Origin of the sequence: Granulosicoccus antarcticus IMCC3135, assembly GCF_002215215.1 — a bacterium.
Taxonomy (GTDB): Bacteria; Pseudomonadota; Gammaproteobacteria; order Granulosicoccales; family Granulosicoccaceae; genus Granulosicoccus; species Granulosicoccus antarcticus.
On sequence record NZ_CP018632.1, the window covers coordinates 3,775,922 to 3,798,214 of the forward strand.

Genomic DNA, 22,293 nt, shown 5'->3' on the forward strand with positions numbered 1-22,293 from the left:
TAGGGCTTGAGTTCGTTCCAACCGGCTGGAAAAATTTTTTCAGCTTCTTCGTTGGATAATGCTGGCGATACGATGACGTCGTCGTTGTCTACCAGTCATTGCAGACTCCGGTTGTATCATGGGTATTCCAGTGGCTGGAACGTCAAGGCTTGATCAGATATTTCGAGATAATTTGTAAAAATGAATATTGAGCCTTCCCTCATTCAGAGATCAATGGCACTTGGTCGGGTAGTTGTGCGTAGAAAGAGCCGTAATCAGAAACGGCACGCCCAGTCCGGCTGAATAGATCGATAACAACCAGATAATGGCCCCACCGACCAGACTGAGCTCATTGCGCCAGCTCAACAGCACACGCCCCAGTACACCAACTCCGGCACCGAGTACGACGAAGCTGTCGAAAAGCCCAGCACAAAAACACAGGCTCAGACCCCCCGCACGCAGCCGGGCCCTGAATTCGGCCTGCTGTTCGGGTGCCTGATCCGTCTGGCCAGCGATAAACGAGACGTAGCCTGGAACCAGCGGCAGCACGCAGGGGGAAAGAAAGGAGATGGCACCCGCCAGAAAGGCGGCGACGATGCCAATACCAGCAATCTCGGTCGACACGCTACTTTGCGCGTGGCTGTCGAAATGGACGCAGCGCCCAGGCGAATGCCAGCCCTGGAATCACGATCCACTGCAACAAGGGAGACAGCCCGGCATCAATCACCGGCACGATGGGCATCAGCTCCGAATAGGCCCACGCCTCACGCACGACAATATTAAGCCACTCGCTGAACACGGTATAGCCGACGCCAATCACCATCGTGAACCCAACCACACGATAGACGGCAGAACGCGTCAGTGGCCATCCTGCGCCAAACATCAGCAACGACAACATCAGGGCGCTCATGGCGATCAGGACATCACCGCCGGTGCAATGGACGGCGGCAAACACGATCTCCCCTGTAGTACCGGTATTCCAGAGGGTGTACAGCGGCATGTGCGCAAACTCCCAGACCAGATTACCTCCTGCGATGACTGAAAAATAGCGTCGTAACGTCGACACGAATGACGCACCCATTGGCACGGTATCGATGGGAGTACGGTGCGAGGAGAGGGTCGCAATATCCTGTGGTTGATTCACGTCTGATTTGTCCCCTTTTTGCTGCAACAGATGCCAACTGTACACATCAGCGCGCAGGGCGCCAGCGACAGAATGATTGGCGCGGCTCCCATGGCTGTCAGCCAGTCCCAGTTCAACGCCATGCCTGTACCCACGACAACCATGCCCGCGACCAGTAACAGACTTCGCCCCCGTAGTCTCTCCTTAAGGCGTGAACTGTATGATCGGAAAGCAGGGTGGGGCTGTTCAGACTGAAGTGTCTGAGTTGCACTGATGTCTGTCTTCATCATTGATCTCCAAAAAATTGTACTACGCAAGGCAGCGTTCCCACAGGGCTAGTCAGCATCATTGCGGGATCCCGACGTTTTGTTCCGCGTTTTATTTCCCATGAAGACATACTTCACCAGAGCCGTAATCGCCAGGACCAGCAGAACAATCACCAGGAGCCAGATCAGCCCCATGGCCCACATCATTCCGCCACTCATCATTTCACCGTTCATCATTCCATCATTCATCATCAGATATATTCCTGTTATTGGCATTACATGCCATGAGGTTCAAGGTCCCGTCGCAACGCGACGGAGATTGCATCAAGCTATTCAAGATCGTCACCCACTGTCGCTTGCTGATCATGCTTATTGGGTAGAAAAGAGCGTCGAATTGCCATCATCAATGGCGAATATCTTCCATGGCTCACTCTTGTTGCCGCCCATACCCGGTGAGCCCAGAGGCATGCCAGGCAAGGTAATACCATCGATGTCGGGCCGCTCGGAGAGCAATTTGTCAATTACGGTGACAGGCACATGACCGCTGACAAAGTATCCGTCGATCAGCGCCAGATGGCAGCCTTGGTACTCGTCGGATAGACCGCGATCGCGACTTATCGCGGACAGCTCATGCGTGGGTTTGACTGTGACCTCATAATCGTTGGCCCGCAGATAGTCTGCGTAATTTTCACAGCAGCCGCACTGAGGGTTTTTGTAGATGAGCGCTTCGGTTGCGTGTACCGCGCCGGTCGCCAACGACACGATCATGGTGAGTGGCAGGCTGATAGCTGCAGCGGTTCTTGTGTAGAGTCTCATGATGTTTCCTGTGGTTTGTGCTTGAGAGATACGAGGTGCCAGACAAAAGATTTCATTAGGTGCTGACTCGAATGATTCCCATCATGCCGGCGGCCTGATGTTCGAGAATGTGGCAATGGAACATCCAGTCTCCCGGGTTGTCTGCCACCAGTGTGATTTCAACCTGTTCCTCGGGAGCCATGAGCACGGTGTCCTGCCATTCCTGATGTGGCGTTGGCTTGCCGTTGCGGCTCACCACTCGGAATGAGTGCCCGTGCAGATGGATGGGGTGATGCCAGGCGGTATCGTTGATCAATTCGATCAGATAGCTTTGATCACGCTCCAGTGTCAGCAGAGGATCCATTACATGGCCGGATGCCGCGACGCCATTGATGAACCACATTTTTCCTTCACGCATCATGGCCATCATGTTATTGCCGTCACCCATCATCATCTGCCCCATCATTCCGCCGTTAAAACGAATCTGATGCCGCGTAATGCCTGCCATGAGGGGTTCTGGAAGGGTATTGGCTGGTAGTGCAATCGGCGAATCCAGTGCGTTTGATCGAAGCGATTCCGGTCCATAAACCACGTCGATCAGCTCGTACTCCAGCCCTGAGTAGAAAGTGTCAGTGATGGTGAACCGGGTGTCGGGATCCCCCGTCAGGTCGAGCACCAGATCAACCCGCATTGCAGGGCCGAGCACGACAGTGCGGTTGGCTGGCTCATGTGGTGTGACAGGTTGACCATCCAGCGCAATGATCTGCGGTTGATGGTCTTGAAAGTTCAAGGCGAAAATCCGCGCGTTGGCTGCATTGATCAGGCGCAGTCGGATCCGCTCGCCTTGTCTGACGCGAAAGTTGCCGGGAGCCAGTCCATTTATCGTGACGGTATTGCCGATGCGTCCGTTGTGACTCATGTCATGTCGATTGGCAAAGTCATCACTGATACGCGCATCGCTCTTGAGCCGCCAGTCGTCGAGTATCCAGGTGACGTCACGATCGACAGTGATCGGCTCCCTTTCCTCAATGATCAGTGGGCCATAGAGGCCGCGTCCCACCTGCTCGGCGCTGCGTTGATGCGGGTGATACCAATAGGTCCCGGCATCGGGCACATCAAACTCGTAGACGAAGTGCTTGTTTGATCCGATAGGAGTCTGTGTGAGATGTGGTACTCCGTCCATGGCATGCGGCACACGCAATCCATGCCAGTGCACAGTCGTCTCTTCGTCCAGTGCATTTTCCACGGCGATTCGCACACGATCACCCTGAATGAGGCGAATCTGGGGGCCCGGCACGCTCTGATTGTAGGCCCACACGGGAGTCATCGGGTATTTTCCGGGGGCCAGCTGTGTGCTCGCCTTTCCGGGACGTAGAGAAAAGTGTCGCATCGGCTGCGGTTCAGCAACTGCTGCCTGAGTCACGAAACCAGGCAGTGTCGTCAATAGGGCCGTTGCGCCGGATCCGACAAGAAATTCGCGACGTGACATGAGCGCCCGCGGGCGCTTTGCTCTGAAGTGTTGATAGGACATATCGATCTGGTCATGGTCGAAATACGGGGGAGACCATCCACGCGCCAGTTGTCAATCATGCGATCCACAAGACGTGGAACCGGCTGATCAGCAATCAAGCGGAGGGACTATGCGATGCGCGAGCCGCGCAACAACAAGGACGTCAGACGATAGGGGGGCGGAACAGCGGGGTAGCCAAGGGCGGAACAAAGCCGTTGTTATCAACATCAGAGGTAATGTTGGCGCCGCTCGATAGATCACGATAAAAAAGACTTTCAAGCACGGCAACCTGAGGCGCAGGACAACTTGAGGTGCATGACAGTGAGCACGCCTCAGAGTCATTACAACCGACTTCAGGACAACAGTCACTGGATTTCTGATCGTGAACCTCGGCACCGACCGCCAGGAGCGGTGAATCGACATTGCTGATGTCTGCAACTGGTAAAGAGAACGGACTCACCGGTGATTGCAACAACAGAGAACTGGCAACGATCCAGAAGCCCAACAATGCCACACACAGGCGTACGGCATTCGTCCGGATACCCGAAGGTTCCGGCGAGCGGTACGACTGAGGAGGGTTCATTGTCATGCGTTGAATCTGTAAGTTTCCAGTAAGCCGCCACGCATCACCAAGTCTTTTGACGAGGCGTGTCAGTAGTCATGTCGGTTATGTGACCAGCTGAATATCGGTAAAGTTCCCGATTATTTGATCATACGCTTTTTTCCAATAGATCAAGTCAGCGAAGACTGAATATGCAGTATTCACAAAAAGGATAGTGTCACCGAACCTGTCAACGCCCCCGATAGAGATCTACGCCAACGCCTGTCCCAGCCGAGCACGGGTCAGTGGTTTGCTCAGATATAGTCGTCGAAGCCGGCCGCCTTTAATCGCTTACGTGAAATTAACCGTGAGTCAGGTGCGTAGAGTCCCCGCCCATGGGCAGGGACGCTGGTATCACCGTTCTAATCAGCTCGCTTCAGTTCTTGGTAGTCGCCACGCACTGAGAGTGTGATTGACACCTCCTGGCTGTCACGGTTTCGCCAGAACCAGCCATGGTTTCCCGCAAATTCCGCTTTCAACGTGCCCTGGTCACCGGGAGCCCCACGACCTTTTTCGTAGCTGATGTTCTGGCCGTCGCCATCCCCATGCAGGTCGTAGTTGACCACTCCGCCTTCGGCAGCCCAGAGAAAATCGACCTGGGCACCTTCGTCCATGGCGAGCTTGTACTCAGTGCTCTCACCCGGGGCTAGCGTAAAAGACACTTCCTCGTCCCATGAGTCTGCAGCCTCTTGTGCATGGGCCGTGCTCACGAACAAGCCCAGAAGGCCTTCGATAAGCCTGGACTGCCCCTTGTCTGCCTGTGACGTCTTGCGGTCCATCTCAGCCTCTTCGGCAAGCTGTGACTTGATCTCACCCATCTGGGTGAGACCAAGCACGCTACCAGATCCTGTCGGATCAATGCCGTATTCCGCAGGGAGAACGACAGTCACGAGAATTACCCCCGCGGCCGCGGCCGCAATCGCTGTGGATTTCAGCAGTCGGGCCGAGCTGGGTAGATCATCTATATCAGGTTTTTGTGTGTTGTACATTGCAAAAGTCTCTTGGGTTCAGGTAACAACAAAGAAGTAACCGGTGAGCTGGTAGCCCACCAGAATGAAGCCTGCTGACATCATCACGACATTCGCCGTGTAGGCGTGTTTCCAGAAGCCAGCCGTGCGCCGCCAGTAGCCCATGCCGATCAGAATCACCGACAGCGCCAGCAGTTGGCCAATCTCAACACCCACATTGAAAGCGAGCAGGTTGGGAAGTAGTCCGTCCTGAGCGATCTCATAATCAATGATCTTGGTCGCCAGACCCAGCCCGTGGAACAAGCCGAAAATCAGCGTAGCCGCTTTGGTGTTGGGCTGAACCCCAAACCAGCGCTGATAGGCACCCAGGTTGTCGAGCGCCTTGTAGACAACCGATAACCCGATGATCGCATCGATCAGGTAGGCGTTCACACTCCAGCCGAAGTACACCCCGGCCAGCATGGTCGTCGAGTGACCGATTGCGAACAGGGTGACGTAGAGCGCGACATGCTGCAGTCTGTAGAGGAAGAACACGACACCAAACAGGAACAGGATGTGATCGTATCCGGTAATCATGTGTTTTGCGCCAAGGTAGGAGAAGGGGATGAGGTGCACCCCCCATATCTCCATGATGTAGCCCTTGTCGCCTTCGGTGACTGCATGGGCCAGGACCGGGCTGACATTCACGGCGAACGCCAGACCGATCAAAAGAGAGAGAAACAGCGGCGTTCCAATCGAACGCACTATCCCGCCGGGATGAACAAATTTCATTCGCGAATATTCCGTAGGTAATTGAGGAGGTAAAAACCGAAAAAAGCTGCCCGAAAGGCAGCAGTTCCTCAAACCCGCGGTGGGCTCTCGACGTCAAAGATCGGAGCGCAGTAGACCGGTGGCCCGGCATCTGCAAGATCGATGCAAGCGAGCTATTTTGAGTAATTCAAAGATGGGGGCTACCCTGTTTGCTGGCTGTTTGCATCATCAATTCCGTTGCTTGATTTATCCCCCCTGGGGGGATAAGCTAAGAGTATGACAGATAAGCACACTCATGCAACACACCCGAAGGTCATTTCACGTCTCAAACGTGCGAATGGGCATTTGCGCAGCGTCATCGACATGATCGAGCAGGGTAAGCCTTGCCTTGAGATTGCCCAGCAGTTGCATGCCGTGGAAAAGGCGGTGATCAACGCAAAACGTGTACTCATTCATGATCATATCGATCATTGCCTCGATGATGACGCTGAGGGGCACAGTGCCGATATGGCTGAGTTCCGGGAGATTGCCCGTTACCTCTAAGACATCCCTGTGGGGCGTTCTGGCTGATCGTACCTACCGCCATCTGTTTCTGGCTCAGGTGGTCGCACTGCTGGGTACAGGGCTTGCCACCGTTGCTTTGGGTCTCCTGGCGTACGATCTGGCTGGTGGGCAAGCCGGACTCGTTCTGGGTGCAATCTTTACGATCAAGATGGTGGCGTATGTTGTTGTAGCTCCCATTGCCGCAGCCTTTATCGATCGTCTTCCACGGCGTACAGTGCTGGTTTGCCTGGATATCGTTCGTGCGGTGGTTGCATTCATGCTCCCCTTTGTCACCCAGATCTGGCAGATCTATGTATTGATTTTTGTGCTGCAGTCGGCCTCGGCAGCCTTCACGCCGGCGTTCCAGGCCACCATTCCGGATGTCTTGCCTGATGAGGAGCGTTACACACGAGCCTTGTCGCTCTCGCGCCTGGCCTATGATCTTGAAAACATCGTCAGTCCGATTCTGGCCGCTTTGCTACTGATGGTCGTGTCGTCCAATGTGTTGTTTTTCGGGACTCTGGGTGGCTTTGCGGCTTCTGCGGCTCTGGTCCTTTCGGTGGTATTGCCTAGCCCGCAGCCCTCTGCAAAACGCGGGATTTACGAGCGAACCACGCGCGGAATCCGCATCTATTTAAAGACGCCACGCCTCAGAGGACTCCTGGCATTGAACCTTGCCGCCGCGGCAGCCGGTGCCATGGTTATTGTGAATACTGTCGTGCTGATACGCGCAAATCTTGGGCTTGGGGAGAGCGAAGTTGCCATCACACTGGGGCTCTTCGGTGCCGGCTCGATGCTGGCCGCCTTTGCCTTGCCAACACTGCTTGATCGGTTTTCTGACCGTTCGCTCATGCTGTTGGGTGCAATGCTCATGACAACCACCTTGATCGCTTTCGCACTCGGCATACGTATCCTGGAACTGAGCTGGGCAGGCGTGCTGCTTGCCTGGTTGATGACAGGTATCGGTTACTCAGCCGTTTTGACCCCCTCAGGTCGGCTGCTGCGCCGATCGGCCCATGCCCAGAACCGACCTGCGCTATTCGCTGCACAGTTTGCCCTGTCACATGCCTGCTGGCTGGTCACCTATCCGCTGGCAGGCTGGGTAATGACACAAGCCGGGCTTGTGCCTGCACTGTTGGTTTTGGGTGGGCTTTCGGTAGTGGGAATAGTGGTCGCACTTTTCATCTGGCCAAAGAGCGATTCGGATATTGTGGAACACCGGCATGACAGCCTTCCGGAGGATCATCCCCATGTGAAGGATGGACGAACACATGCGCATCCTTTTGTCATTGACGACGAGCACATCCGCTGGTCGAGGCATCTGTAACCGGGGACTGACTCCCTTCCTCTAAGGATACGTCTACATTCCCGGGTATTAGCGTGGGTGCCTGTTTTGTATTACGAGGCCCGCCAAAAGACACGCAAAAGCCCCTTAGGCATCATTGCGCCGCATTTGGTTCCCACTGCCGATCCAGCATGACGCCGCAGACGGGTGTGCTTCAATCGACCGGCGGCCAGTTCCCGTCTGTCTTTTCTTCGGCGTCGTGCGCGTGCAACGCAGCATTCCTGATAGTGTCCGCTAGTTTGTCAAACGCAAGGATAACCTTGCCGTCGTGCACAGCTGATATCTCATCGGCGGTGATACGCTGGTCGCCAAATCCCTCTATATACACAATGATATGGTCTGCGGACACCTCACGGACGGCTCCAATCCCGACTGTCCCTTCATTGATAAAAACGGCATCGTCACGTTGAATTTTGTTAAACACCATGGGTGTACCTCTTATTATCTTTCTGCTCGAGAGTGATTCAGTTTCTGTCAATCGCCGTTGATCTTGGTTTCAGAATGGAAATCTAGCACGAAGGGGCTTTGACGAATACAGGTACGTTCAGAAATCTGTCTGTCTGTTTTTCCAGTTTACCGGGCACTGGTATGCACCGATGGTCTTCGGCATGCGTATACAGTGTTACATGCACTGACTCCCTGAGGATTCGATCATGCTCCGTTGGTTGAGAAGTACCGAATTGCGTTCTGTTGCGTGCACCATTGGCTTGGTGCTTGTTACGGGCGGCGTTTTCAGTGGAGTTGCGCTGGGCGATCAGACCGCCCCGGAATTACCGGGTCTGTTTGAGCAATTGCTTGATGCAAGGGATGACCCGGAGGTGCAGGCTCTCGAAAACGAAATATGGCGCCACTGGCTGGTGGCACCCGATCCGATATCCGAGTTGCTGATGTCACGGATTAGCCGCGCCATGGCGGTTGAGGAGCTGGATGTGGCATTAAGGTTGTGCAACCAGCTTGTTGAAAGTGCGCCCGACTTTGCCGAAGGGTGGAACAGGCGGGCGACCCTGCATTACCTGATGGGAGATTTCAATTCCTCGGTTGCCGATATAGGAGAAACGCTGATTCGCGAACCCAGACACTTTGGCGCTATTTCCGGTCTTGGCCTGATATTCATGCGTCAGAACAAGCTCGAAGCGGCACTGGAGGTGTTTGAACAAGTGCTGATCATCAGTCCCGGTTCTGTCAGCGCCAGCAGGAATGCTGAACGTATTCTCAAGGCCTTAAGCACGGAAATCTGAAATATACCACCATTGCATTCAAGCTGGTGCCGAAGGCGAGAATATCAGCATCTGCGCAAGTGCACTCGTCACCACGCGCAAGGGAGGTTCGTTTGAATCAACATCAAGACTCTAGGCATCACGCTCCAGGATCCACTCGACTTCCGGTGCCGGAACAAAACGCCACTTGCGCAGTGGGCCGGCCATCACGTTCAGGTAGTACATCTCAAATCCGTGTGGCGCGCCACAAGGGTGATGCCCACGCGGGACCAGCACGACGTCGCCATCGGCCACGGCCATGGTCTCATCCAGAGACCCATCATCGGTGTACACCCGTTGTATGCCGAATCCGTTTGCCGGATTCAGGCGATGATAGTACGTTTCTTCCAGATAGGTGATGCGTGGAAAGTCATCCTCATCATGACGATGGCTGGGGTAGGAGGACCAATTGCCAGCGGGGGTGAAGACTTCCGTGACCAGCAGGGAATCGCAGAAATCTTCATTTTCCATGGCGATATTGTTGATATAGCGCTTGTTGGAGCCTTTGCCACGTTCGGTCAGGGTAATGCCATCAGGTCCGATTCTGCGTGCCTCATGGCCGCCCTTACCGGGAGCTGAGCACACGGCGATGACGCAGTCGGTCTCGGCTTTCGCATCCCACTGTGTATCGTTGGGAAGATACAGGCAATGGGGGGCTGTGCGTTCAAATACACTTGCACGGTTCCCCAGTACGCCCCATTGCTGATCTGCGCCATTGATCTTGGCCTTGCCTTCCACCATGACGAGAATCACTTCTCTGTCGCCCGTGGCTTCGCTGGCCGTCTCACCCGCCCTCAGTCGATACAATGAAAATCCGACATAGCGCCAGCCGGCGCTGCTGGCTGTTATCTCATGGACTTTTCCATGATTACCGAAGGGTTTTTTCAACAATACTGACATCAGATTGACTCCAGGCCTTGCTTGTTGGTGTTGATCATGAGCCCCGACTGCTGGCAGATCTTGACAATATGATCATAGCCCATGCTGGCGTATTCATACGGTGGCGCCTTGGCAGGATCCTGCTCGGCTTCCACGACAATCCAGCCCGCATAATCCTGTTTTTGCAACGCGTCGGTAACCCCCTGAAAGTCGATGCAACCCTGAGGATCTCCGGGTACGGTGAATACACCGGCAATCACGGCATCAAGAAAACTCATGTTTTCGCGACGCGCCCGCTGCATGACGTCCTCACGCACATCCTTGAAATGCACATGGCGTACACGATGGCCCCAGGTGTCCAGTGTTCTGAGCACATCAGCTCCGCCAAAATGCAGGTGGCCTGTATCAAAGAGCAGTGTGACATCATCCGAGCTGTCTTCCATCAGCCAGTCCACATCATCCTGATCCTCGATCATCGAGCCCATGTGATGGTGGTAAGCCAAGACCAGCCCCTGGCTTGCCGTCCAGCTAGCCAGTTCGGACAGCTTGGCGGCATACCGAGTGATGTCGTCTCGCGTCAGCTTGGGGCGATCATTGACCGCAACCGACTGATTGCCCTGAACGGTGTTAGAGCATTCTGCGTACACAATGCAAGGAGAGCCTAGCGCTACAAACTGCTCGACTTGCTGAGAGATCAGCTGCTTTTCTTCAGCAACCGATGAATTCATGAGATTGCCGGAACACCAGCCTCCACACAATGCCAGCTGGTTATTAGCCAGGTAGGTGCGCAGGCCTTCGGTATCCTGTGGCATGCGTCGACCGCGCTCGACCCCGGTGTAGCCGATCTTGCGTGCTTCCTGCAGTGCCTGTTCCATGGTGTAGGCGGCGGTCAGCTCTGGCAGGTCGTCGTTTTGCCAGGAGATAGGAGAAATACCGATTTGTATGCTCATTGTTTTTGTGCGTTGTCCCAGAGCGTGCAAAGTCGTCGGTAGTTATCCGTCATGGTGGTAATCGCATCCTCATCGGACAGTTCGCCTCGCATCCAGCGGCTGGCACTTTCAGCAAAGATGGTTCGTCCTACGGCAAATCCTTTGACCAATGGATAGCGGGCGGCAATATTGAAGCTCTCAGCCAGTTTCTCTTCGGTTTCACCCAGGCCCAGTACCACAATGCCGCGAGTATTCTGATCATGGCGTTCGATCGCATCAATGGTCTGTTGCCAGGCTTGTTGCGTGATCATGGGTTCCAGCTTCCACCAGTCGGGATAAACCCCGGCGGCGTAGAATCGATCGATGACCTGGGCTGTCGTGCTGTCGTTCACGGCTGCCACCTTCGAGGGAATCACTTCCAGCAGAAACTCCAGTCGATTGCGACGACAGGCTTGATAGAGCCGCACGATGGTCGCTTCATGATCGGCCCAGGTTGCCTCGTCATCATCCGGATGGCAGAAGCACAATACTTTCACCACCTGATCCCGCGGCCATTGCGACAATCCGCCAAAATCCAGACCGATGCTCGGTTCAAGTGTCAGCGGACGTGAGCCGGGCCATTCAACCGGACGGCCGATCCACAAAGGGGTATCAACGGCACGATAGAGTGCATCACGGCCGAGTCGACCATCGCACAGCAGTCCATAGCCGGGCTGACCGGCGGCGACCCTGTTGGCAGCCTCCAGGCACAGCAATTTGAACTGGCCAATCTTCTCGTTGGTGGCACCTTCCAGCTCTTCGAGCTGTATACGATGGTCGAATGCAAAAATTCTGACCACAGGCCAATCCAGATGGCGATTACTGGCCCAGTGGACCTGCTCAAGCTCCACATCATTACGCAGATCCGGTTGCTTGATGCCACGCTCGAAGAAATACTGCAGCTCTTGCCAGCTGGGGTAGGCCGGTGTGCAACCGTGCCGGCTCACAGCGAATGCACCACAGGCGTTTGCATACTTCAGTGTGGTTGGCCAGTCTTCGCCATCCAGCCAACCCTTGAGCAAACCAGACATGAAGCCGTCTCCGGCTCCCAATACGTTGAATACTTCAATGGCAAAGCCCGGACCACTTTCACCATCGTCAAGCGTGTCAGGAATATCGCTGGTAAATGCAACAGCACCAGCGGCTCCACGTTTGCAGATCAAAGCGGCATTCGAGACGGCTCGCACCGCCTTGAGCGCTGCTATCGTATCTGTGGTGCCGCCTGCGATATGAAATTCTTCCTCGGTGCCCACTATCAAGTCGAACAGATGCAGAGTCGACTGCAGCTTGGCTGTTACCTGATCGGAGGCCACGAAGCGACTCTCCCCCTCACCATGGCCGGCAACTCCCCACAGGTTGGGGCGATAGTCGATATCCAGCGCAGTCTGCATTCCCTCCTGGCGGGCAATGTTCAGTGCCTTGAGTGTCGCAGCTTCCACTTGTGGGTGACTCAGGTGGGTGCCGGTGGCCACCACTGCACGAGCCTCGCGGATAAGCGCCGGATCAATGTCATCGACCGTCAGACCCATGTCAGCACATTGCTCACGATAGAAAATCAAGGGGAATTGTTCCTGGTCACGTATGCCCAGCAATACAAGGGCTGTCAGACGCTCCGAATCGACCTTGACACCGCGCGTGTCAACACCTTCACGCTCCAGCTCTTCACGAATGAAGCGCCCCATGTGCTCATCACCGACACCGGTGATCACCGCTGACTTCAGTCCGAGTCGCGCCGTACCACAAGCGATATTGGTGGGACTGCCACCGATGTACTTGTCGAACGAGCGCATGTCCTCGAGACGGCCGCCAACCTGGGCGCCATAGAGGTCTACTGAAGAACGCCCAATAGTAATAAGATCAAGTTTTTTCACATCCGTTCTCGGCTGGTATTCAAGTAAGGTTGGTATTCGTACTCGCTCAAGTTGCTGATCGACTGCAGGCAGCTTGATGCGTTACCCGCCCGGGCTGGTCTTGAATAGTCCGGACGGGTGACAATCAAACGTCTGCCAGTTTTACCGGCAGACCCGTCTGCATTGATTTTGTCGCAGCTTCGGCCATTGCCAGAGCTGCAACGCCATCTTCCAGAGTGATTGGAAGTGCCTTGTTGTTGATGACAGAGTCGACGAAAGCGGCCCATTCAGCTTCATAGGCCGGCATGTAGCGCTCCAGGAAGAAGTAGGTAGGCTTGGCGTTGTTGACACCGGCATTCGTGGATTTGACAAGCGAGTTCTCAGGCACGTTCAGTACCTGAAGATGGCCATCGGAGCCCAGAAGCTCCAGGCGCTGATCGTAACCGTAGGCGGCTCGTCGAGAATTCTTGATAACGGCAATACGACCATCGGCATAGCGCAGAGTCGCAACGGCGGTATCCACATCGCCAGCCTCACCGATGGCAGGGTCGACAAGGGATGAGCCGATTGCCGTAATGGATTCTGGCAGATCTCCCATGATGAAATTGGCCATGTCAAAGTCATGGATCATCATGTCCCGGAACAATCCGCCGGACACCTTGACGTAGCTTACGGGAGGTGGAGAAGGGTCGAATGAGGTGATGGACAGCAATTCACTCTTGCCGATTTCACCGGCGACAGAGGCGGCCTTGAGAGCTGCGAAGCTGGGGTCGAAGCGTCGGTTGAAGCCGACCATTACAGGCTTTCCATTGGCGCTGGATACTTTCAGGCAGGCTCTGGCACGTTCAAGGCTCAGGTCGACCGGTTTTTCGCACAACACCGCCTTGCCAGCCGAGGTGGCTGCTTCGATCAGTTCAGAATGCGTATCGGTGGAGGTGGCGATGAGAACGGCATCGATCTCAGGATCAGCGATGATCTGCTCCACGCTACGGGCTACCGCGCCATGCAGTGCGGCCAGTTTTTCGGCACTTTCCGGTGCCACATCGGCAACGGCAACCAGTGTGCTACCACGGTGAGCGGTAATGGTTTGTGCATGTACGGTACCGATGCGGCCGGCACCCAGAAGACCTACTCTCAACATATTCCCCTCGTTCATCTCATTGAAACCCTAGTTGTGCGAGCGATAATGCCCCGCTTTGCACTCGCGTGCAAGTAGATCTTGCTCGCGTGTGCAAAAGTTGTAATAATTGATGAGAATGCACAGCGATACCGTAGCAAGAACACCCATGAAACCGGACAAACTCCGCGAATCGATTACCGCAAACGACGTTGCAGAGCTGGCTGGTGTCTCACGCTGGACGGTCAACAGAGCGTTCAAGACGGATGCATCCATCTCGTCAGAGAGTCGCAGAAAGGTTCTGGAGGCAGCAAACCAGCTGGGCTATACGCCAGACTTGATTGCCGCCAGTCTTGCCTCTGACAGAAGCAATCTGGTCTCGCTACTGATCGATGATTTTTCGAACCCGCACAAGCTGGTGATGATGGAACGGCTCACGCGTATCCTGCGCCACAGTGGGTGGGGGACTCTGTTGGTCAATACACTGGACGCGGACGATGCTGCTCTTGCGCTGGTGAACGCACGACAGCATCGTGTCGATGCCGCCGTGTTGATAGGTAGTCAGTTCAGTGAATCCATCCTTGCCGCCGCGGGTGGGGCGCGACAGGTGAAGAAGCTGATTCTCTTTGCCCGCTACTCGGCAGATCCTGGAACCATTTCAGTGTGTTGTGACGACGAGGCGGCGATGGAGAGCATTGCAGACCATGTCATCAGCCGCGGTTATTGCCGCCCTGTGTTCGTTGCCGGACCACAGACGCAAAGCGCCCATGTGATGCGCAAGGAAACATTCCTGAAGCGGTGGCAGGAGGCCAGGGGAGAGCAAGTGGCTTTTACGGTGGTCGAAACCTACGACCCGCAGATTGCCTATCGGCAAGTCACCCGGTATCTGTCTGGCCTGAACCGCTCTGAGTGGCCGGATATTCTTGTTTGCGAAAATGATGCTCTGGCCATGGGGGCCGTTGATGCCATACGCTACGAGTTCGGATTGCACGTGCCCGATGATATCGCTGTAACCGGCTTTGACGACACACCTGTGGCTGCAAATCCGAACTACCGCTTGACCACCTATCGCCAGCCAATTACCGCGATGGCAGAAGGTCTGGTTGGCGTGTTGAAGGGGGAGTATGACGCGGATTCGCTCAGCCATTTTGTCGGGCGGTTGGTGGTTCGCGAAAGCGCCTGACAAGCTTTTTCGCCAGTTGCCTGCATTCTCTGCCGATATTGCGTATCAGGGCAAGGCGCCTGTGCCTGCTCTCTACTGATCGCCGAGGAAGCCGCCGGTAGCAATACCCGGCAATGGCAATACGTTGTCGTTGCCCACCTGATAGTTTCACACCACATTCGCCCACGAATGCCATCCACAGCAATGCCGTGGAATGTGTTTCGAGAAAGGCCGAGGGCTCTGTGCTCCCCATCCAGTCGAGAATACGGCCCAGATAGATATACACATACAGCTCGCTGAGAGCCGCCACACCGGAAATTACAAGTGTGGCCAGCAGAACATGGCGTACGGGGTGCAGAAAGAAACGGAAGAACGCCAGCGTTGCCTCAGGCGGGCGCGATGCCTCGCGGGCCTGCATCGGATCGACCAGAGATTCAAAGAAACGGAACACGACGTCGATTCTGTAGAGACTTGGGTGAAGCCTTCCGTACGATTTCTCTGGTTAACCGCTTTTCAGGCAGCCGGAGCCGTGATAGCCGTGACCTGTATTACAAAAGCTTACCGAATCGGCATCCCTGCTTACGTCGCCGTATTCGAATACTCGTTCCTGATCTTCGCAAGCCTTTGGGCCTTCATGCTCTGGGGCTTACCCAGCAACAAGTTGGCGATGCTGGGGATCGCCATCATCCTCGCCTCTGGCATTGCTCTCACACTCAGTACATCACGAACCCGCACAGTCGGGTTACAAGGGGAAGGCGAATGATCAGCATTGAACCGTGTCAGGGTGGCAAGGGCTCGATATCATGATCGCGCTGGATGCGCAAACCACTCAAGCAGTCTTGCCCTGGCCAGAACTGATCACGACCCTGCGCCAGTCCGCCGGCATCGCATCATCTGCTTGTCGGCACCGGTGGGCTTTCTCGCTCCCTGGCAATGGCAACCTCTACGGTGCGACCGATCACCACGGTATCCGTCTGGGGCAGATCGCTACGCAAGGCAGGTGAGATGGCCGATGAACTTCGACACAACGGTCTGAACGCTGTAGCCGTTGATGATCTGGAAAAGGCGGTGCGCATGTTCATCCAGAAAATCCATCGAGCCAATCTGATCGATTTTGGCCGTGAGCTTGATGGTGAAGAAGATGTGCATTGTCTTGATGCTCATGATGCTGCCTTGAAAGCAATGGAGTATCTTCAAACCGGTGTGGTACGAAGTCTGGATGAAGTGCTGGAAGCCATGAAGAGCAGTGCGCTATAAAGGCCAACCAACCTACGCAATGAACGCCACGCGCCTGGCTGATCAGGCGCTGATTCCAATCGCTTTAATGACGCAGCCATGACCGGTTGCACGGGCTAACACAGAGTTGCGGCGGATGAGCGAATTACGGTCTATCTTGCACAGCCTTGCTATGGCATTAAGAGTGCTGTTGCAGGCCTCTGTTTATTTCATTGCACGAATCCACGGAAGATTGCCCGATGTCAGAATTTAGAAAGATTTCAACCCTTAAGGTTTTAGGCAGTTGCGCGATAGCATCTGCAATTTTGCTCGTAGCCTGTTCCGATTCGGACAATGACCAGGACCCGGATGACTCGACCTTCGTTGGCAGTCGTGCGGGGCGCGCTGGTGTCAATAACCACCCGGGGGTGCTGACGGCGTTGCCGACAGCAGGTGAGAAAGTCAATGGAGAGGGAGTTCGCAAGCTGCTCATGCTCTACATGGTCGGATCCGACCTGGAAAGCGGAAGTGATGCCGGTACGACTGATCTGCTGGAGGTGCAAACGGCGCTGAATGCCATGTCCGATGCGCAGCTGGCCAACTTTGACATCGTCGTGGCGTTTGGTGGCTCAGAGAAGGAAGGTTGGAAAGGCATGCGCATTGCCGATACTGATCTGTTGTTCGACGATGCCGAAGATGGTATCTACGGCAACCTGCCCGCAGAGAGCTATAGATACCTGGCCACTGGTGCGAATATGGGTGACCAGAGTTCTCTGGAGTTGTTTTTTCGCTATATCAACCAAACTTACGAAAACTACGATGACACCGCTTTGGTCATGTGGGATCACGGTTCGGCCTATGGGCCCTTCGGAAATGATGATAACTTCAATTCAGATGCCTTGAGCTTGTCTGAAATCAACGGAGCACTGGCGGCAGCATCGCCAGGCGAGCCTGTCAATAATGGCAAGCTTGGCATGATCGGATTTGATGCCTGCCTGAACGGCAACCTGGAGATCGCATCGGTGACCCAGCCGTATGCCGAATACCATGTCGGTTCCGAGGAGCTGGAGCCAGGGCATGGCTGGAACTACACCTTTGTCGTGAATGAGTTTGGCAAAGGCACAGGTATTCGGCAATTCGCCACAGGTCTTGTCGACAACTATGTAAATCACGGCTCGCATCCGTACAAGAGCGACGGCAAGACTTTATCGGTCTATGACCAGACCCAATTTGCGCCTGTGCGCTCGGCAGTTGATGCCTTGTACGCGGACTTGAGCAGCAACTACAACCTTGAGGCTGACATCGCCAATGCAGTCATCGATGCAACCGAAGGCTCGTTCGGTTTTGGCAAGTCCAGCCGTGAAGATGAGTCAATCAGTATCGATCTAAGGGAGTTCATCACTATCCTCAAGAGCAAGCTGGATGTAGTTGGTTACGCCGACACTCATGCCAAAATGAGTGCCGTTGAAACGGCATTGGACGCGTACATCATCAAGACGGCACAAGACGGTACTCGGGCAAAGGCAGGCGGTATCACGATTGCTCCGCCAAGCGTCAGTCCCGGTAGCTACGCATCGGTCAAGTTCTCGAATGGCGTCGAAAGCCTGGTCAAGACCTATGCGGCTGATGTTTCCAGTGACGACACGGCACCGGTCGAAGCGCTGGCCCTGGCTACCAGAAATGCGGAAGGCGATAGTGTCAATGAAATTCGGGCACGATTCATTGACGACAATCTGGCAAGTGTCCATGTGATATACGGCTTTCAGGATACCGATACCATCGACGGTAGTGACGAGCCCGTTGATTATTTTCTGCCGATTATCACGTTCCCGGCTGATTATGACGAACAGAACGATGAATATGTGGGTACCACCTGGGAGGGTAAAGGCTTTTTTCTGAATTATGGTGAAGCTGAAGAGGACAGCGTTTTTATTCCGGTCGAGTTCAATCAACGATATGAAAACGAAGAAGGCAGCTTCGAGGTATACACGACTGAGGTTGATTTTGTACCGGCATCAGTGACGAGTGATGTTGAGCCAGGAAGTGATGATGAGCTCATCGAAACCGCCGTTCTCCAGCTGGTTGCGAGGGTCAATGATGATGACAGTCTGACGGTTGTCGACCATCATTTTCGAACCTATGTACAGATCTTCGACAATGATGTGGATGACCATTCAACGCTTCTGTTCGATCGAAATGATCGACGGCTGGCGATTGGTGACCGAGTGGTATTCTACTCTCAGGCTCTGGCTATGGATGAAGGTGAAGAAGATGAATTTATCACCACCAGTGATAGTTTTGTGCAATTGACTCAGACTGCCAACTTCTCGTTCGAGGGTGTCGAGCATACCGACAGCAGCGGTCAGGTGGCGGTGCCGGAAGCGGCACTGGCAGCTTTCGATATCGCTGGAAACTTCACTCTGACTGCGCCTCGAGAGATTGTGGTCGAATAAGTATTCAGTTATTCGATGCGCAGCGCCATGCAAATTATTCGATGAAACAGGGTATTGAGTTCGGAGCTTTGCACTGGTGTTTACCGATAACCTCGGTTGCGAGTGCAGAGCTCTGATTGCACGGATTTTATCCGTGCAGGATTACAATGAAACTGTACGCAGATCGCGCGAGTTGCCTGAAAGATCGATGGTGGATCCTGCCCCAACGGACCAGCTTAGGGATCGTGAAACAATTAACTATCATTTTCAGTCGTCCCTGCATCCTGCCCTGCGGCGTTGTTCGGCGGTTGAATAGCAAGCTATTCGCCCTTCTCACGCCTTGCCGGGCAGGCGCTGGAACACCTGAAAATTGATACTTAATTATTTCACGATCCCTTAGTCGCCGTCCACATTGATGGTGAGCACTATCCGGGCGGAAGACTGGTCGATCTGAACCAGTAATTGGCACTGGATAGCCAACTGACTAAGGACAGACAATGAGCTGCTCGATGCTGTTGTCAATGAATCCTGTTAACGACCACCGGCTTTAGCAGATAGTCGTTAACAGTTGAAAGAAGTCAGCAATGCCGAGGCTGAATGATTCGTTTGCAATTCAAATAAAATTTCAATAGAGTGCACACGTGTGCACTAATAAAAACAAATAGAGATAGTAATTATATTGCTAATACGCTTGTATGAAAGCGTTGTTTCATAAAGGTTGTAGGCGTTGATTGATTCCGTATCTTCAAAAATGCACACGAGGGCAGTCTATTTGAGAACTGTTTTCATAAACAATAGAGAGGATAATTCATGCTGTTTTCACGAACGAAAGGCCTGTTTACTGGGGTAGTACTCTCAGTATTTACACTGCCTGCTTTAGCGCAGGATATGACGATCACCGTGTGGGCTGGTGGATCAAACGACAATGACGCCTATAGAATCGATGCCATTTCCATGGCTGCAGACTTGCTTATGCGAGAAGCTGCAATAGAAGGAAGAGACTTGAATATCATTGTTGAGGGAAAGCGGGATTTTGGTGGTTGGGAAGAATTCAAGCAAGGTGTGACGCTGGCAGCAGAGGCAGGAAAAGCACCCAATATTGTTGTTACTTCGCATCTCGATATCGCTCCGTGGAGTCAGGCTGGCTACATCGTTGCGGTTGAAGATTACCTGGATTTCGACTCATGGCCTCTCAACGATATCTATCCAAACCTATTGGAAATCGCTGCCTATAACGGCACTCAGTGGGGAATACCTCAGGATGCAGAGAGTCGTCCATTCTTTTTCTGGAAAGAGACCATGCGCGGCATTGGTTACTCGGATGATGACATAGCGGCATTACCAGATCGTGTGGCCTCTGGGGAGTACACCCTCACAAATGTGTTTGAGGATGCCAAAAAAGCGGTTGATATGGGACTCGTTGAAAAAGGCTATGGCTTCTATCCCAGGCCTTCAAACGGTCCTGACTGGGGGCAGTTCTACCAATCATTCGGTGGTGTGCTTCAAGATCCTGAGACCAACAAACTGGTGCTCGACAAATCTGCAATGCAGGACTTCTATCAATTTTTCGTCGATGCAGTAGAAGCTGGAATCACGCGAAAAAATCATATCGGTACAGATTACGGGCAGTGGTACAGCGAAGTTGCCAATGGCAAGGCTGCGCTTTGGCACGGCGGCACCTGGCACTACGCACGCTACACAGGACCAGAAGGAAATGATGATTTCTTCGGAACCATTGAATTTTCGCTTATCCCCTCTGGCAACGAAAATGGAAAGCCCAACACCATTACGCAGCCGCTTGTCTATCTGGTTACGGACCAAGTCGACGACGACATCGAAGAGGTTGCAGCACAGCTGATAAAAATCGCCAGTGAGCCGCGAATCAACTCTTTGCATGCGATTAAATCAGCGCATCTTGCCATTGGCAAGCAGCAGTCGAACATAGAGCTTTACTCGAACGATCGTTGGGCGTCTGAAGCGACTGATCGCCTGCTTGGCAGTGCCAATGCTCAACCCAATCATTTGGACTATGGTGTCTATTCGGAAGCTATGTGGGCAGGGCTGGAGTCCGCGTGGACGGGTGTGAAGACTCCCGCTGACGCGGTGGCAGAACTCGAGGCTGAGTTGACTGCAAAACTCGGAGACGAGCTAATCGTACGCTGAGCCTTACGCCAGAGGTGGGCACCACCACCTCTGGCAACACGTTCTATGAGGTATCTAAATGTTTCAACGATATTCACTCGGATTCGCCTTTCTGGCACCCGCTATTGTCATAGTGGTTTTGTTTTTTTTGGCGCCCGTAGTCTTAACCGTTTTTTTCGCTTTTACCAATATGTCCACCTCGACGGGAATTCGAGGCGGTGAATATCTGCTGACTCAATCCAGCTTGCATGAATTGAGCGCACAGGGAGTCTCAGAGCAGACACTCACCGCACTCAAGGACTCCAGTTACAACGTCGACGAAGTCGGACTGTCTCGCTTTGCCGAGGCGCAAGGCCAAGCAACGGCAAACGAATTCAAAAAACTTCATGATGGCGCAGTGTTTGGAAACAAGCGAGAAATTGATAGAGCGCTGAAGGAGTTGAGCGTTAACAAGATTCGCTCAACACGCGATAGAAAGGCTGCTGCTGATTTTTTCAAGGTCAGTGTCATGGATGAACGGATAGACACCGAAGAAGAGTTTCGTGCAGTACTGATAAGTTCGAATATTGCCGCTGAGGAACACGATTCCCTGACTGCTGAGGCCTACACGGGGTGGACCTGGACTATCCAGAACATGAAGCTGTTGTTCTCATTGGATTCATCCTATCGCTATGCCATCAACACCGTTTTCTATGTCATCTTGACGCTGGGTTTTAATATTGGTTTTGGTCTGTTCCTGGCTATTTCCACGTTTTATCTTCCCGGGAAAATAGCGTCGACGTTTCGCACCGTCTGGTTTTTACCCCGAATCCTTCCGCCCGTTCTCTACGTTCTTATGTGGAAGTGGTTTACCTGGGACACCGGGTTTATCGCAACGGTAACTTCCTACTTTGGCATTGCACCGCGAAACTGGATGCTGGACACGGCGGCTAACGCCTGGGTTTCTGTCGTGTTGATTAACGGCTTTGTTGGTGCGTCTCTGGGAATGATCCTGTTTTCATCGGCTATCAAGGCGATTCCAAGTTCGATGCTATATGCCTCTGAGGTCGATGGGGCTAACCGGTGGCAACAAATTAGGTACATCATCATTCCTCAGCTTAGCTGGCCAATACTATTTACAACCTCTTATCAAACACTCTCACTCTTGACCTCTTTTGAATACATTCTGCTGGCTACAGAAGGGGGGCCAGGCAGAGCGACCGAGGTTTGGGCATTGGCTGCCTACCACACGGCTTTGAACAACTATGGGGGGAATCTCCAGTACGGCTTCGGTGCAGCCTACGCACTGGTCCTTGTCGTCATCGGTATCGCTGCAAGCCTTCTCTACTTGAAATTCTTCAATTTCAAGGAGCTTGTAACAAAACCGCGAATTGAACAGTAGGGGAAGCAATC

23 protein-coding genes are annotated in these 22,293 nt (G+C 53.7%); 9 read left to right on the top strand and 14 right to left on the bottom strand.

Going from position 1 to position 22,293, the window contains the following annotated elements; genetic code table 11:
- Positions 1 to 210: 210 nt before the first annotated feature.
- From IMCC3135_RS16225 to IMCC3135_RS16265, 8 genes are all read right to left on the bottom strand, one after another.
- Positions 211 to 603, bottom strand: a complete 393-nt coding sequence (locus tag IMCC3135_RS16225) for a cytochrome c biogenesis CcdA family protein (RefSeq protein ID WP_088918574.1) — start codon at positions 601 to 603, stop codon at positions 211 to 213.
- A gap of 1 nt (position 604) precedes the next feature.
- A complete protein-coding gene (locus IMCC3135_RS16230) occupies positions 605 to 1,123 on the bottom strand; it encodes a hypothetical protein (protein WP_236994794.1) in 519 nt (172 codons plus the stop codon).
- A gap of 314 nt (positions 1,124 to 1,437) precedes the next feature.
- On the bottom strand, positions 1,438 to 1,620 hold the full coding sequence (locus IMCC3135_RS16240; RefSeq protein WP_157736037.1) for a hypothetical protein: 183 nt from the start codon (positions 1,618 to 1,620) through the stop codon (positions 1,438 to 1,440).
- A 117-nt stretch (positions 1,621 to 1,737) separates the two neighbouring features.
- Entirely contained in the window at positions 1,738 to 2,184 is a 447-nt protein-coding gene (locus IMCC3135_RS16245) for a DUF411 domain-containing protein (protein WP_088918577.1), read from the bottom strand.
- 55 nt (positions 2,185 to 2,239) lie between these two features.
- Positions 2,240 to 3,652, bottom strand: coding sequence for a multicopper oxidase family protein (locus IMCC3135_RS16250; RefSeq protein WP_088918578.1), 1,413 nt, complete (start codon positions 3,650 to 3,652; stop codon positions 2,240 to 2,242).
- A 184-nt stretch (positions 3,653 to 3,836) separates the two neighbouring features.
- On the bottom strand, positions 3,837 to 4,262 hold the full coding sequence (locus tag IMCC3135_RS16255) for a hypothetical protein (RefSeq protein WP_157736038.1): 426 nt from the start codon (positions 4,260 to 4,262) through the stop codon (positions 3,837 to 3,839).
- Positions 4,263 to 4,636: 374 nt separating this feature from the next.
- Positions 4,637 to 5,263, bottom strand: a complete 627-nt coding sequence (locus tag IMCC3135_RS16260) for a transmembrane anchor protein (protein ID WP_088918580.1) — start codon at positions 5,261 to 5,263, stop codon at positions 4,637 to 4,639.
- Between the two features lie 18 nt (positions 5,264 to 5,281).
- Positions 5,282 to 6,013, bottom strand: coding sequence for a HupE/UreJ family protein (locus tag IMCC3135_RS16265; RefSeq protein ID WP_088918581.1), 732 nt, complete (start codon positions 6,011 to 6,013; stop codon positions 5,282 to 5,284).
- Positions 6,014 to 6,268: 255 nt separating this feature from the next.
- On the opposite strand from IMCC3135_RS16265, the gene IMCC3135_RS16270 reads away from it, so the two are divergent.
- Together IMCC3135_RS16270 and IMCC3135_RS16275 are read left to right on the top strand one after the other, a co-directional pair.
- A complete protein-coding gene (locus tag IMCC3135_RS16270; RefSeq protein WP_088918582.1) occupies positions 6,269 to 6,535 on the top strand; it encodes a metal-sensing transcriptional repressor in 267 nt (88 codons plus the stop codon).
- Positions 6,519 to 7,862, top strand: coding sequence for an MFS transporter (locus IMCC3135_RS16275; protein ID WP_472343590.1), 1,344 nt, complete (start codon positions 6,519 to 6,521; stop codon positions 7,860 to 7,862). The genes IMCC3135_RS16270 and IMCC3135_RS16275 overlap by 17 nt, the downstream gene beginning before the upstream one ends.
- A 172-nt stretch (positions 7,863 to 8,034) precedes the next feature.
- On the opposite strand, the gene IMCC3135_RS16280 is transcribed toward IMCC3135_RS16275, so the two are convergent.
- Positions 8,035 to 8,307 carry a hypothetical protein gene (locus tag IMCC3135_RS16280; RefSeq protein ID WP_088918583.1) on the bottom strand — a complete coding sequence of 91 codons (273 nt, stop codon included), beginning with the start codon at positions 8,305 to 8,307 and terminating at the stop codon, positions 8,035 to 8,037.
- A gap of 226 nt (positions 8,308 to 8,533) precedes the next feature.
- On the opposite strand from IMCC3135_RS16280, the gene IMCC3135_RS16285 reads away from it, so the two are divergent.
- The gene (locus tag IMCC3135_RS16285; RefSeq protein ID WP_088918584.1) at positions 8,534 to 9,118 is read left to right on the top strand and encodes a tetratricopeptide repeat protein; all 585 of its coding nucleotides are present in this window, start codon (positions 8,534 to 8,536) and stop codon (positions 9,116 to 9,118) included.
- Positions 9,119 to 9,229: 111 nt separating this feature from the next.
- On the opposite strand, the gene iolB is transcribed toward IMCC3135_RS16285, so the two are convergent.
- The 4 genes from iolB to iolG all read right to left on the bottom strand — a co-directional run bounded on the left by iolB (position 9,230) and on the right by iolG (position 13,989).
- Positions 9,230 to 10,036 (bottom strand): 5-deoxy-glucuronate isomerase, encoded by an 807-nt coding sequence (iolB, locus tag IMCC3135_RS16290; protein ID WP_088918585.1) that lies wholly within the window; start codon positions 10,034 to 10,036, stop codon positions 9,230 to 9,232.
- Positions 10,036 to 10,965 (bottom strand): myo-inosose-2 dehydratase, encoded by a 930-nt coding sequence (gene iolE, locus IMCC3135_RS16295; protein ID WP_088918586.1) that lies wholly within the window; start codon positions 10,963 to 10,965, stop codon positions 10,036 to 10,038. Before iolE ends, iolB begins: the two co-directional genes overlap by 1 nt.
- A complete protein-coding gene (locus tag IMCC3135_RS16300; protein WP_088918587.1) occupies positions 10,962 to 12,854 on the bottom strand; it encodes a bifunctional 5-dehydro-2-deoxygluconokinase/5-dehydro-2-deoxyphosphogluconate aldolase in 1,893 nt (630 codons plus the stop codon). The genes iolE and IMCC3135_RS16300 overlap by 4 nt, the downstream gene beginning before the upstream one ends.
- 124 nt (positions 12,855 to 12,978) lie before the next feature.
- A complete protein-coding gene (gene iolG, locus IMCC3135_RS16305) occupies positions 12,979 to 13,989 on the bottom strand; it encodes an inositol 2-dehydrogenase (protein WP_205738081.1) in 1,011 nt (336 codons plus the stop codon).
- Between the two features lie 94 nt (positions 13,990 to 14,083).
- Between iolG and IMCC3135_RS16310 the strand changes: the two genes are divergently transcribed.
- Positions 14,084 to 15,133, top strand: coding sequence for a LacI family DNA-binding transcriptional regulator (locus IMCC3135_RS16310; RefSeq protein ID WP_205738082.1), 1,050 nt, complete (start codon positions 14,084 to 14,086; stop codon positions 15,131 to 15,133).
- Here the strand turns inward: IMCC3135_RS16310 and IMCC3135_RS34115 are convergent.
- Positions 15,090 to 15,563, bottom strand: coding sequence for a hypothetical protein (locus IMCC3135_RS34115; RefSeq protein ID WP_157736039.1), 474 nt, complete (start codon positions 15,561 to 15,563; stop codon positions 15,090 to 15,092). The two genes, IMCC3135_RS16310 and IMCC3135_RS34115, sit on opposite strands and share 44 nt — an antisense overlap.
- A gap of 24 nt (positions 15,564 to 15,587) precedes the next feature.
- Between IMCC3135_RS34115 and IMCC3135_RS34120 the strand changes: the two genes are divergently transcribed.
- The 5 genes from IMCC3135_RS34120 (at position 15,588) to IMCC3135_RS16340 (ending at position 22,282) form a co-directional block, all read left to right on the top strand.
- Entirely contained in the window at positions 15,588 to 15,875 is a 288-nt protein-coding gene (locus IMCC3135_RS34120; RefSeq protein WP_157736040.1) for a hypothetical protein, read from the top strand.
- A gap of 170 nt (positions 15,876 to 16,045) precedes the next feature.
- Positions 16,046 to 16,369, top strand: coding sequence for a hypothetical protein (locus IMCC3135_RS34740; protein ID WP_236994795.1), 324 nt, complete (start codon positions 16,046 to 16,048; stop codon positions 16,367 to 16,369).
- 284 nt (positions 16,370 to 16,653) lie between these two features.
- Positions 16,654 to 18,780: a clostripain-related cysteine peptidase gene (locus tag IMCC3135_RS16330; RefSeq protein WP_157736041.1), complete on the top strand. Its 2,127-nt coding sequence runs from the start codon at positions 16,654 to 16,656 to the stop codon at positions 18,778 to 18,780.
- Positions 18,781 to 19,569: 789 nt separating this feature from the next.
- Positions 19,570 to 20,922: an ABC transporter substrate-binding protein gene (locus IMCC3135_RS16335; protein ID WP_088918593.1), complete on the top strand. Its 1,353-nt coding sequence runs from the start codon at positions 19,570 to 19,572 to the stop codon at positions 20,920 to 20,922.
- Between the two features lie 58 nt (positions 20,923 to 20,980).
- Positions 20,981 to 22,282, top strand: a complete 1,302-nt coding sequence (locus tag IMCC3135_RS16340) for a carbohydrate ABC transporter permease (protein WP_088918594.1) — start codon at positions 20,981 to 20,983, stop codon at positions 22,280 to 22,282.
- Positions 22,283 to 22,293 lie beyond the last annotated feature (11 nt).